10 protein-coding genes are annotated in these 11,414 nt (G+C 68.2%); 2 read left to right on the top strand and 8 right to left on the bottom strand.

All coding sequences use genetic code 11. The features are described 5' to 3' along the window. The first annotated feature begins 12 nt into the window (after positions 1-12). Entirely contained in the window at positions 13-1,392 is a 1,380-nt protein-coding gene (radA, locus tag VEIS_RS03895) for a DNA repair protein RadA (RefSeq protein ID WP_011808591.1), read from the top strand. A 34-nt stretch (positions 1,393-1,426) separates the two neighbouring features. On the opposite strand, the gene VEIS_RS03900 is transcribed toward radA, so the two are convergent. The 7 genes from VEIS_RS03900 to VEIS_RS03930 all read right to left on the bottom strand — a co-directional run bounded on the left by VEIS_RS03900 (position 1,427) and on the right by VEIS_RS03930 (position 8,614). After that, a complete protein-coding gene (locus VEIS_RS03900) occupies positions 1,427-2,494 on the bottom strand; it encodes a tagatose 1,6-diphosphate aldolase (RefSeq protein ID WP_011808592.1) in 1,068 nt (355 codons plus the stop codon). Positions 2,495-2,501: 7 nt separating this feature from the next. Further along, complete coding sequence (locus VEIS_RS03905; protein ID WP_232287837.1) at positions 2,502-3,428, bottom strand: PfkB family carbohydrate kinase; 927 nt, start codon at positions 3,426-3,428, stop codon at positions 2,502-2,504. Between the two features lie 7 nt (positions 3,429-3,435). Beyond that, the gene (locus VEIS_RS03910; protein ID WP_011808594.1) at positions 3,436-4,509 is read right to left on the bottom strand and encodes an ABC transporter ATP-binding protein; all 1,074 of its coding nucleotides are present in this window, start codon (positions 4,507-4,509) and stop codon (positions 3,436-3,438) included. Positions 4,510-4,524: 15 nt separating this feature from the next. Then, positions 4,525-5,499, bottom strand: a complete 975-nt coding sequence (locus VEIS_RS03915) for a zinc-dependent alcohol dehydrogenase family protein (RefSeq protein ID WP_011808595.1) — start codon at positions 5,497-5,499, stop codon at positions 4,525-4,527. Between the two features lie 12 nt (positions 5,500-5,511). Continuing rightward, entirely contained in the window at positions 5,512-6,321 is an 810-nt protein-coding gene (locus VEIS_RS03920; RefSeq protein WP_011808596.1) for a carbohydrate ABC transporter permease, read from the bottom strand. A gap of 13 nt (positions 6,322-6,334) precedes the next feature. Then, positions 6,335-7,204 carry a carbohydrate ABC transporter permease gene (locus tag VEIS_RS03925; RefSeq protein WP_083758722.1) on the bottom strand — a complete coding sequence of 290 codons (870 nt, stop codon included), beginning with the start codon at positions 7,202-7,204 and terminating at the stop codon, positions 6,335-6,337. Between the two features lie 105 nt (positions 7,205-7,309). Beyond that, positions 7,310-8,614: an ABC transporter substrate-binding protein gene (locus VEIS_RS03930; protein ID WP_011808598.1), complete on the bottom strand. Its 1,305-nt coding sequence runs from the start codon at positions 8,612-8,614 to the stop codon at positions 7,310-7,312. A 159-nt stretch (positions 8,615-8,773) separates the two neighbouring features. On the opposite strand from VEIS_RS03930, the gene VEIS_RS03935 reads away from it, so the two are divergent. Then, positions 8,774-9,868 carry a LacI family DNA-binding transcriptional regulator gene (locus VEIS_RS03935; RefSeq protein WP_011808599.1) on the top strand — a complete coding sequence of 365 codons (1,095 nt, stop codon included), beginning with the start codon at positions 8,774-8,776 and terminating at the stop codon, positions 9,866-9,868. Positions 9,869-10,093: 225 nt separating this feature from the next. Here VEIS_RS03935 and VEIS_RS03940 read toward each other — a convergent pair whose 3' ends face one another. Next, on the bottom strand, positions 10,094-11,194 hold the full coding sequence (locus tag VEIS_RS03940) for an SWIM zinc finger family protein (RefSeq protein WP_011808600.1): 1,101 nt from the start codon (positions 11,192-11,194) through the stop codon (positions 10,094-10,096). Between the last annotated feature and the right edge of the window lie 220 nt (positions 11,195-11,414).

The raw sequence follows: 11,414 nt of genomic DNA on the forward strand, positions 1-11,414 counted from the left end.
CCTTCTTTCCCCATGGCCAAAGAAAAAACCATTTTTACCTGCACCGAGTGCGGCGGCGCCAGCCCCCGCTGGCTGGGCAAATGCCCGGCCTGCGGCGCCTGGAACACCTTGATCGAGGCGCTGGCCGAGACCGGGCCGGGCACGCACCGCTACAGCGCCTCCCGCTATGCCGGCCTGGCGCAGGCGCAGGGCGTGATGCCGCTGTCGGCCATCGAAGCCAGCGATGTGCAGCGCAGCCCGAGCGGCATCGGCGAGCTCGACCGCGTGCTGGGCGGTGGCATCGTCGAAGGCGGGGTGGTGCTGATCGGCGGCGACCCGGGCATAGGCAAGTCCACCTTGCTGCTGCAAGCGCTCGATGCGCTGCAACGCGCCGGCTTGCCCACGCTGTATGTCACCGGCGAGGAAAGCGGCGCCCAGGTGGCGCTGCGCTCGCGCCGCCTGGGGCTCGAACACAGCCAGGTCAATGTGCTGGCGGAAATCCAGTTGGAAAAGATTCTCGCCGCCATCGATGCCATGCAGCCGGCCGTGGCGGTGATCGACTCGATACAGACGATGTACTCCGAGCAACTCACCTCGGCGCCGGGTTCGGTGGCCCAGGTGCGCGAATGCGCGGCCCATCTGACGCGGGCGGCCAAGGCGAGCGGCGTGGCGATCGTGCTGGTGGGCCATGTCACCAAGGAGGGCGCGCTGGCCGGCCCGCGCGTGCTCGAACACATGGTGGACACCGTGCTGTATTTCGAGGGCGACACCCACAGCCAGTTCAGGCTGGTGCGGGCGATCAAGAACCGCTTTGGCGCGGTCAACGAGATCGGCGTGTTCGCGATGACCGAAAAGGGACTGCGGGGCGTGAGCAACCCCAGCGCGATTTTCCTGAGCCAGCACAGCGAGCCCGTGCCGGGCAGTTGCGTGATGGTGACGCTGGAGGGCTCCCGGCCGCTGCTGGTCGAGATACAGGCGCTGGTCGACAGTGGCGGGCCCAGCCCCCGGCGGCTGAGCGTGGGCCTGGACAAGGACCGCCTGGCCATGCTGCTGGCCGTGCTGCACCGCCACGCGGGCGTGGCCTGCGGCGACCAGGACGTGTTCGTCAATGCCGTCGGCGGTGTGCGCATCAGCGAGCCGGCGGCCGACCTGGCCGTGCTGCTGGCCATCCACTCCAGCCTGAGGGGCCGGGCGCTGCCGCGCGGCTTTCTGGCCTTTGGCGAGGTCGGGCTGGCCGGCGAGGTGCGCCCCGCGCCGCGCGGGCAGGAGCGCCTCAGGGAAGCCGCCAAACTGGGCTTTTGCGCGGCGGTGCTGCCCCGGGCGAATGCGCCGAAAAAGCCCATCGAGGGGCTGAGCATCCACCCGGTGGAGCGGGTGGAAGAGGCGCTGAACGTGGTGCGCGATCTGACCTGAGTGTGGCGCGCAGCCCGGTGCGCCGCCGCCGCATTCATGCATAGCTGGCGCACAGCTCGCCTTCGGCCTGCAGCGCGTCGAAGGCGCTGTAGTCCGGATGCCAGGCGTTGCCGGCGCGCAGCGTCAGCGCCGCGAGTGCGGCGAAGGTGGCGCTGCCTTCGCGGCGCAGTTGCTCGGCGCAGCGCTCCAGGTCGGGGAAGTGCTGCAACGCCTGCCACCACAGCGCGCGCCCGGCGAGAAAGCCATGCGCGCCGGCGGCGTAGGCGTACTCCATCACGCGCAAGAACTGCGCCGGCGTGACGCCGGCCGAGAGCATGACCCATGGAATGCCGGCGCCCGCGCAGATCGCGCCCATTTGCCCGAACCAGCCCTGCGCCGCCTGATGGGCCGCGCCGCCGTCGCGCGCCGGCAGCGTGGCGCCGGGCAGCGGGCTTTCGAGCTTGAACAGGTCGACGCCGTACTCGGGCCGGGCGAACTCGCGCACGCTGGCCAGCACCAGTTCGGGCGTCTCGTCGGACATCTTTTCCGGCGCCCCGGCGGCGCCGGGGCTGTGGCTGTGGCGGTGGCTGCCGGGGAATGGATAGACCAGCAGTTCAAGCACCAAAGGAATGTCGCACTGGCGGCATTGCCGGCCGATCTGGCGCACATAGTCCTGCTGGTACGCGCGCACCTTCGGCGCGGCATCGGGGCGGTACCAGGCCAGCAGTTTCACGCCGTCGCCACCGGCGCGCTTGATCTTTTCCACGCTCCAGTCATCGATCGAGTGCGACAGCCTGCCGCCCGGCGTTTCGCGAAAGCGGTGGTCTTCCAGCGTCAACACCAGGCCGGTGTGCGCGGGCAGCCTGGGCAGCGCGGCCGGCAGCGCGTAGTTCGGGTCGAACAGCAGGGCGCTGGCGTGCGCGCCGAGCGCGTCGGCCAGTATGCCCTTGACGGCCACCATGTCGGCAAAGCTCACCTGGGCGGGCGCGATGCCGCGCTTGGCGCCGATCAACTGCGCCAACGGTGGGCGCTGGTCGAGTGCAACCATGGTGAAGTGGCCTTCGGGCGTGGCCATGCGGCGCATGCCCCGCTTCTTGCCGAGGTGCAGGGGGGGCGTTGTCATGAGGCAATTACTCCTTGATGGAATCGACGAGGGCCAGCGCGCTGGCCAGGTCCGGCAGACCGGCGCGTCCGCCGGGGCGCTGGCACTTGAGGGCCGCCACGGCGGCGGAAAAGCGCAACGCGCGGCGCACAGGCCAGCCGGCGCCCAGCGCGAAGGCGAACGCGCCGTGGAACGCATCGCCCGCGCCGGTGGTGTCCACGGCTTGCACCGCGAATGCGGGCAGGCTGTGCAGCCCGCTGGCGTCGGCCCAGCGCAGGCCATGCTCGCCGAGCGTGACGGCCGCCAGGCGGCAGCCGCGCGCGAGCGCGAAGTGCAACTGCGCGTCGAGCGTGCACGCGCCGGTTGCATAGTGCGCCAGCCCCGGCGCGGAGAAGATCGCGTGGTCGGTGTGCGGCAGCAGTTTGTCGAACCAGGCCGCATCGGCTGCATCGCCCACATCGCCGTCGAGCACCGTCGGCAGGCCCTGCTTGCGCGCCGCGCCAAACAGCGCCAGAGCGCCTTCGGGCCAGCGCGGATCGGCCAGCACGGCATCGGCACCGGGCAGCGCGGTCAACGGCAGCCAGCCCGGGTCTGCCGGCAGGCCGGTGCCACGGAAGTTGACGATCATGCGTTCGCCGCGCCGGTCGACCACGATGCCCGAGAGCGATGAGCGCGCGCCCTCGAACAGGCGCAGCTGCGTCACATCGACGCCGAGCGCGGCCAGTTGCGCCTTCATCGCGCGGCCTGCGTCGTCTGCGCCGGCGCGGCCCCAAAACTGCACCGCCGCGCCGAGTTTGGCGGCCGCCGCAGCCGCATTCGCCGCCATGCCGCCACCGCCTTCGCGCAGGTCGCTGGCGCGGCTCTTGCCGCTGCCCTGCGGCAGCGTGTCGACTTCCCAGGTGATGTCGAGCGCGGACAGGCCCAGGCAGATCAGGCGCGCAGTGGGGCCGGGCATGTGCATCTCAGTCGCGCAGCGCGGCGCCACTGCTTTTGTCGAACAGGTGGCATTTGTCGATGGCCAGGTCCAGCGTGATGCGCTCGCCCGGGCGCAGGCGCAGCTCGGGCGCCACGCGCACCATGTGGCGCTGGCCGGCGCGCTCGAAGTACACCAGCGTGTCCGAGCCCAGCGGCTCGACCACGCTGATCTGCACGCGCAAACCCGGCGCGTCGCCGGGCAGCACGCGCAGATGCTCGGGCCGCACGCCGAGCACGGCAGGCCCGGCAGGCCCGGCCACAGTGCCGCAGCGCGGCGGCAGCGCGAGCAGCAGGCCCTCGGCCATACGCAACTGGCGGCCTTCGATCTGCACGTCGAAAAAATTCATGCTCGGCGCGCCGATGAAGCCGGCCACGAACTGGTTCGCTGGCCACTGGTAGACCTCCTCGGGGGTGCCGAACTGCTGCACCACGCCGGCCTTGAGCACCACGATGCGGTCGGCCATGGTCATGGCCTCGACCTGGTCGTGCGTGACGAAGACCATGGTGGTCTTGAGCTGCTGCGCCAGCGCCTTGATCTCGGTGCGCACCTCGCCGCGCAGTTTGGCGTCGAGGTTGGACAGCGGCTCGTCGAACAGGAATACCTGCGGGTTGCGCACCATCGCGCGCCCCATGGCCACGCGCTGGCGCTGGCCGCCGGACAGCGCCTTGGGCTTGCGCTCCAGGTACGGCGCCATGTGCAGCATGGCCGCCGCGCGCTCCACGCGGCGGGTGATCTCGTCCTTGGGCGTGTTGCGCATCTCCAGGCCGAAGGCCATGTTCTGGCGCACCGTCATGTGCGGGTAGAGCGCGTAGTCCTGGAACACCATGGCGATGTCGCGCCGGGCCGGCGGCATGTCGTTGACCCGCTGCCCGCCGATGAACAGGTCGCCGCTGTCGATGGACTCCAGGCCGGCGATGATGCGCAGCAGCGTCGATTTGCCGCAGCCCGACGGGCCGACGAAGACCACGAACTCCTCGTCGCGGATCGCCAGGTCGAGTGCGGGAATCACGGTCAGGTCGCCGAAGCGCTTGACCAGCCGGTGCAGTTCGATGGCGGCCATGTCTTGCGCGTCCGTTCAGGCAAACGCCAGCATCGGCTTGAGCAGTTCACCGGCCACGAAGCGGCCGAACATCCCGGGCAGTTGGTCGATGCCGAACCGTGCGTCGACCAGTTCGCGGTAGCGCGCCTTCGCGCTGCGCAGCAGTGCCAGGTTGAGCGCGAAGTCGCCCTTGGGGAAGTAGAAGCTGCGCACCATGTAGAAGTCCTTGCGCCGGATGGCCCGGCTCTCCTGCACCGGCCAGGGCTGGTCGTTCTCGCCGATGAGGATCAGCACGCCGCGCGGCAGCACGATCTCCATGCCCAGGCTGCGCGCAGCATGCGCGCCGCTGCATTCGACGATGAGCTTGAAGCGCCGGCTGGTGTCGCCCACCGGATGGCGCTTGGCGCCGAACGACTCGGCCAGTTGCAGCCGCCGTTCCCTGGGGTCCGACACATACAGATCCGTGTAGCCGCTGCTGTGCAATGCCATCAGCGCGCCCATGCCCACCGGCCCCGCGCCCAGCACCAGCACCGGGCGGCTGGTCTCGGGCGGCACCAGCGGTTGGACGAAGCGGATGCCATGCGCGGCCGTGCCTATGGTGTCGAGCAGCAGCGGGGCCAGATCGTCCTCGATGTCGTCGGGCACCGGCAGCAGGCATGGTTCGGGCACGGTCAGGTACTCGGCGTAGCCGCCGGGGCGGTTCCAGCCGACCAGCACCGACTCGTTCAGGCACATCTGCGTGTCGCCGGCGCGGCACGCATCGCAGGCGCCACAGTGCACCGGGATATAGACCAGGCAGCGCTGGCCGTCGAGCGCATGGCCGGGCTGCTGCACCAGGCCGAGTATCTCGTGGCCGGGGGTGATGTCCGTGCCCTTGAGCCACAGCTTGGTGTCGGAGCCGCACAGCGCGGTGCGGCGCACCTTCAGCAGCACCTCGCCGTGACCGGCAACCGGCAGGGGCGCCTCGCCGATGGTGATGTGGCGGTCGCCATGGAAAACGGCAACTTGCATGGATTCGTCTCCTCAACCTTTGACGGCGCCCGTGGCCAGACCCGACACCAGCCTGCGCTGCACGATGAAAGCGAGCACCAGGGGCGGCAGCGCGATCAGCGTCGCCGCCGCCATCAGCGCGCCCCAGTTGGCCGCGCCCTCGCCGATGAAGTTGAACGAGGCCGCGATCAGCGTCCTGGTCTCGCTGTTCGATAGCACCAGCGCGAACAGGAAGTAGTTCCACGAGAACACGAACGCCAGGATCGACGCCACCACCACGCCCGGCAGCACCAGCGGCAGCGCGATGCGCCACAGGATGCGCGGCACGCTGCAACCATCGACCTGCGCGCTTTCGAGCATGCTGCGCGGAATGCCGTCAAAAAAGGGCAGCAGCACCCAGATGACGATGGGCATGGTGATCGCCGCATGGGTGAGGATCAGCGCCCAGTAGCTGCCGATCATGCCGGCCTCGCGGAACATCACGTACCACGGCAGCAGGAACAGCGTGCCCGGCGCCATGCGCGCCAGCAGCGTCACCGTGGCCGGCCAGGTGATGCGCGTCCATGACACCGCGAAGGCCGCCGCCGTGCCCAGCAGCAAGCCGATGGCGGTCGAGCCTGCGGTGATCACCGTGCTGTTCCATGTGTAGCGCAGGAAGGGCGTGCCGGCAAAGAGCGTGCGGTAGTTCTCCAGCGTGGGCCCGAACCACAGCCGGGGCGGGTAGGCCGTCACCTGCGCCGAGGGCTTGAACGACGAGAGCAGCATCCACGCGATGGGCAGCAATATCAGCAGCGCCATCGGCAGCAGGACCAGGCGTTGCATCGGCTTCGGGTTCATCGCCATGGCAGCGCCCGTTTCACCACGCCACGCGCTTGCGCGCCTGGACGAGCAGCAGCACCGCGCCCAGCACGATGGCCGACAGCGTGATCATCAGCGCGCTCGCATAGCCGAACTCGAAAAACTCGAAACCCTTGCGGAAGCCGTAGATGTTGAGCGTGTTCGATGCGTTGCCCGGCCCGCCCTGCGTGGTGATGTAGATGATGTCGAAAAAGCGCAGCAGGTCCACGCTGCGCAAAATGGCGGCGGTCACCAGCGTCGGCATGAGCAGCGGCAGCGTGATGCGCCAGAAGGTCTTGGAGCGCGAAGCGCCGTCGATCTGCGCGGCCTCATACACGCTGGGCGGCAGCGATTGCAGGCCGCCGAGCACGATCAGCGCGACAAAGGGCGTCCACTGCCAGGTATCGATCAGCGCCACGGTGGGAATCACCCACACCGGCGAGGCCAGCCAGTCCGAGCGCGGCAGGCCGGCGGCTTGCAGCAGATAGTTGACGGCGCCGATCGACGGGTCCAGCAGCACCAGCCACATCATGCCCACCACCACCGGCGGCAGCACGAAGGGCGAGATCATCAGCGTGCGCACGATGCCGGAGAGCTTCCTGGCGTTGTGCAGCAGCAGCGCCACCCAGGTGCCGAGCACCAGTTGCAGCGCCAGCGACAGCAGATACAGCAGCAGCGTGATGCGCAGCCCGTTCCAGAATTCGCCATCGCCGGCCAGCTCGACATAGTTCATGCCGAAGTTGAACCTGGGCTTGGCGCCGAAGCTGTATTCGTGCAGGCTGAACCACACCGTGTAGGCGAAGGGGAAGGCGATCATCGCGCTCGTGAAGACCACCGCCGGCAGCGACAGACAGGCCAACTGGCCGCGGGTTCCGATGGATCGGCCCATGGGGATGGTCATGTGGATCGATCGGCCCATCGCCCGTTCACCCGGCGAGAAAACCGCCATCCACCGCCAGCACGCGGTGCGCGGGGGAAAACTCGAACAGCGCCATCACTCTTTGGCGATCAACGCATCGAGCTGCCTGTCCGCATCGGCGCAGGCCTGTGCCGGCAGTTTCTGGCCGAGCAGCAATTCGGTGACCGCCTGGCCGATGAGCTCGCGCGAGGCCGGATTGGCGGCGATCGGGTAGCCCACTTCGGAAGTGCCGGTGCGCGCCAGTTCGTTGACGGCCGCGACCCATTCGGAGCGCACCGGCTGCTCGTCCATCCAGGCTTTATAGCCGGGCGCCTGGGCCACGGCCGCGCGCGGCGGCGCTATCCCGTCGAGCGCCAGCCTGGCCTGGATCGCGGGGCTGGTGGCCCATTGCACGAAGTACCAGGCGGCCTCCTTGTGCTTGCTGTGCGCCGACACCGACATGATCCAGCCGATCACGGTCGGGCGCGAGCCGCCAGGGCCCGCCGGCAGCACGGCGACCGCCGTGTCCTTCAGGCGGGCGCCGCCGTCCATCATGTTGCGCAACTCGTTCGAGGACTCGAAGGCCATCGCCGCCTTGCCCTCCTTGTAGAGCGAGGAGATCTGATAGAAGTTGTAGTTCACGACACCCGGCGGGCCGTAGTCCTTGAGCAGTCTGGCGTACAGCGCCAGCGAGGCTTGGCCGGCCTGGCTGCACAGTTGCGATCGGCCGTCCTTCATGTACTGGCCGCCCATGTTGCGCAGGAACACGCTGTGGGTAAATGGCAGGGCAGGCTTCAAGCCGCGCGAGACGAAGGGCGCGATGCCAGGCTCGCAACGCTTGAGCTTGGCCGCCACGGCCTCCAACCCGGTCAGGCTCTCGGGCAATGCCAGGCCGCATTTGCGCAACAAGTCCTTGCGGTAGTAGAGCACCGGGCCTTCGACATTCATCGGAATGCCGGTGAGTTGCTTGCCGTAGGTGGCGTCCCGGATCATGCCGGCGCTCAAGCCGGTGGCGTCGTAGTCCCTGGCGCTCGCGCTCTTGAGCAGTTCCGCGAGGTCGGCGTACCAGCCGGCCTTGGCGAACTGCAAGCCCTCGCGCGAGGGCAGCGACATGAACACATCCACCTCGTCGCTGCGCGCATTCATCACCGTGACCAGGCGCTGGCGCATCTGCTGCTCCTGATAGGCGTCGACCTTGAGCGTCATGCCCGTTTGCTGCTCGAACTCGCCCTGGTACTTGAGCAGCGCGTTGGCCACGGGGTTGTTGTTGGCCAGAAAGGTCAATGTCTTGCCCTGGTGCTTTTTCCAGTTGAAATCCTGGGCGCCGGTGGCGCCGGCGCACAAGATTGCAACCACAGCGGCGAGGGCGTGCAGGCTCGGGCAGCGCAAGGCTTGGCTCATTTCTGTCTCCTGCGGTCATGTAACCGTTTACAAAATTATCCCGTCGATGGCGTGCAGTGTCAATCTGGCCCAGTCGATGAAGTCGATTATTGGTATAGGTGATTTCCCTGGATTTCGGTACTGAATGGCGATGTACCGTTTGCTGTAAACTGTTTCATCATGAAGCCAAAATCAGTTGGAATCCGGGACGTTGCCAAACATGTGGGCGTTTCCACGGCCTCGATCTCGCGCACGCTGAACAGCCCGGAGTCGGTCAGTTCCGAACTGCGCATGCGCATCGACGCGGCGATCGCCGAGTTGGGCTACATCCCCGATGCGGCGGCCCGCGCGCTATCGTCGCGGCGCACGCGCACCATCGGCGCGATCATTCCTACGGTGGACAACGCCATGTTTGCGCGCGGCATCGAAGCGCTGCAGAGCTACCTGTCACTGCAAGGCTACCTGCTGCTGCTGGCCACCAGCGGCTACGACCCCGAGACCGAGGCACGCCAAGCGCAGAACATGGCCAGCCGCGGCGTCGACGGGCTGATCCTGCGCGGCGACACGCACACCGATGCGTTGCGTCGGCTGCTCGCCGCGCAGCAGATCCCGTTCATCAATGTCGGCGTGTACCACCCGGACAAGCCATACGCCTCGGTCGGCGGCGACAACGGGGCCGCGGCCTGGCGCGCCTGCCGCTACTTGATCGAACTCGGCCACCGGCGCATCGGCATGGTCGCCGCCTTGACGCGCAACAACGACCGGGCCGCAGCGCGCGTCGCGGGTGTGCGGCGCGCCCTGGCCGAGAGCGGGTTGGCACTTCGGGCCTCGTGGTACATCGAAGTGCCCTATCACCTCGACGATGCGCGCCAGGGCGCACGGTGGCTGCTCTCGTCCCCCCGGGAAGATTGGCCCACGGCGGTGGTCTGCGGCAACGACGTGATCGCGTATGGCGTGCTGCTCGAGGCCGAACGGCGCGGACTGAAGGTGCCCGACGAGCTTTCCGTGATGGGCTTTGACGACCTTGAATGGAGTCGTCATCTGCGGCCCAGCCTGACGACGATGCATGTGCCGACGGATGAGGTCTGGAGCCGCGCCGGCGAATACCTGGTCAACGCGCTATCCGGCCGGCAAACCACGCTGCACCATGAAGTCGATGTGCACTTGGTGGTGCGCGAATCGACCGCGCGGCCATGGACATCCGGCGCCGCCCACTCGGCCGGCAGCGACATGGGCACACAGGCAACGCAAGAGATTTTCCATGCTGACGGATGATGTATCTCTGTGGGACATCCAACCTGTGCGCAATGCCCCCACACGGGCATCGATGAACAAGTTGGCGGGGCAGAGCCATCGGCATCGCCTGGCTTGCCCGAGCGCTGCGACCACCGGGTGGGCACGCTGGTCGTCAACGCGCAGTGCAAGCCGTCACCCTGTGCCTGTTGCAGGCCGGCGCCCGGCCCGCTGCGGCAAGCGCGCAGCCGCCGGATCGGGCGCTGCTCAGCGCCCGGCCACCCGCGCCAGATAAGCGGCGATCCGCGCTTCGGTCTGCGCCGTCGTCCCGTACACCCCGCGCTGCCCGGTGCGCAGCAGAACACCGCCAGCGATCCAGCTTTGCAGCATGTGCCGCGCAACGCCGCGCGCGATCAGGTCGCTGGCGGTCACGGTCTTGGCCCTGGTCCCGCCGCGCGCCCGGCGCGGCGCTGCCGCGCTGCCGGTTTTTGCCGACGCCGCTGCGGGCGGCGCAGCCCTCACCGCCCCAGGTGGCGCAGCGGCCGGTTTCGACGCCTGCGGACGCTTGCGCGACGCTACCGGTGAACTCTGGATACGCCGAGCGGTTTGATCTGTCTGCGGGCGCTTGCGCGTCGCTGCAGCGACAGGCGGTGGCGGCGTTGCAGCGCCGATATCGATGCCAAACAAGGCCGACAGATCGCTGTCGTCCAATGTGCCTGGGGCCTCGTCCGGGGGCAGGGCGCCGATCTTCCGGGTCAACTCCTGCGGATCGACATGCCGCAGTCGAAACAGCAGTTCGGGCTCTTTGTCCAGCCGCGCGCCGACGCCGTACAACACGGCCGCGACATGCTTGCACATCGAGGCCCCGTCCGGGCAACTGCAACGCAGGCTGATTTGCCGGGGCAACGGGAACAGCCCCTGGCCCTGGTGTGTCACCGTTTCCATCACGGCCCGGGACAAGCGGCCCTGCAGCAGTTCGACCAGTGAGTCGATCTTGCCCGAGCATTTCTTGATGATCGCGTCCCACATGGTCGCCGCCAGTGGCTGCACGCCGATCTCGACCGTATAGATGTCCGAGCCGGACACCAGCGCCCGGATCTTGCCCGTCTCGACGCGCAGATCGATGACCGAGCCGTTGCGCACATAGGTTTGGCCGCGCGGCAGCCGGTTCGAGAAATCGCTGTACGCCTCCAGGTTGTCGCACCAGGCCTTGCCCCAGAAGCTCTTGGCGATGGTGCGCCCTTCGATCGCGACAGGCTGGCAGACATACCCTTGCTGCCGTTTCAACGCTGCGATTTTCTGCCGGGCCTGGTACTGGCGTTGCGCCACGGGAATGTAAGGCGCCCAACCGCCGTATCGGAATCCCATTGAATCGCCTTTCGTCGATTGCGTTGTCGCTGTTTCCGGGCCGATCATAGCGTGGCGCTGCGGGTGGCGATCGAATATCTGCCAGACGAACCGACTGCCGCGCAGGCAGCCCCTGCGCATGTGCCGAGGGGTCTGCGCTGGCAAACCGGCGCCGATCCCTGCGGGCTGCGCGGCGTCCGGTGGGCGTCCGGTGGTTTTTCGCCGCCACGGGCCGCCGGGC

The sequence above is a fragment of the Verminephrobacter eiseniae EF01-2 genome, from assembly GCF_000015565.1.
In the GTDB taxonomy this organism is placed as follows: Bacteria; Pseudomonadota; Gammaproteobacteria; order Burkholderiales; family Burkholderiaceae_C; genus Acidovorax; species Acidovorax eiseniae.

What these genes read in the sequence shown, in the direction of transcription:
- radA (WP_011808591.1), top strand. Translation starts at nt 13, where the DNA reads ATGGCCAAAGAAAAAACCATTTTTACCTGCACCGAGTGCGGCGGCGCC.
- VEIS_RS03900 (WP_011808592.1), bottom strand. Translation starts at nt 2,494, where the DNA reads ATGACAACGCCCCCCCTGCACCTCGGCAAGAAGCGGGGCATGCGCCGC.
- VEIS_RS03905 (WP_232287837.1), bottom strand. Translation starts at nt 3,428, where the DNA reads ATGCCCGGCCCCACTGCGCGCCTGATCTGCCTGGGCCTGTCCGCGCTC.
- VEIS_RS03910 (WP_011808594.1), bottom strand. Translation starts at nt 4,509, where the DNA reads ATGGCCGCCATCGAACTGCACCGGCTGGTCAAGCGCTTCGGCGACCTG.
- VEIS_RS03915 (WP_011808595.1), bottom strand. Translation starts at nt 5,499, where the DNA reads ATGCAAGTTGCCGTTTTCCATGGCGACCGCCACATCACCATCGGCGAG.
- VEIS_RS03920 (WP_011808596.1), bottom strand. Translation starts at nt 6,321, where the DNA reads ATGGCGATGAACCCGAAGCCGATGCAACGCCTGGTCCTGCTGCCGATG.
- VEIS_RS03925 (WP_083758722.1), bottom strand. Translation starts at nt 7,204, where the DNA reads ATGGGCCGATCCATCGGAACCCGCGGCCAGTTGGCCTGTCTGTCGCTG.
- VEIS_RS03930 (WP_011808598.1), bottom strand. Translation starts at nt 8,614, where the DNA reads ATGAGCCAAGCCTTGCGCTGCCCGAGCCTGCACGCCCTCGCCGCTGTG.
- VEIS_RS03935 (WP_011808599.1), top strand. Translation starts at nt 8,774, where the DNA reads ATGAAGCCAAAATCAGTTGGAATCCGGGACGTTGCCAAACATGTGGGC.
- VEIS_RS03940 (WP_011808600.1), bottom strand. Translation starts at nt 11,194, where the DNA reads ATGGGATTCCGATACGGCGGTTGGGCGCCTTACATTCCCGTGGCGCAA.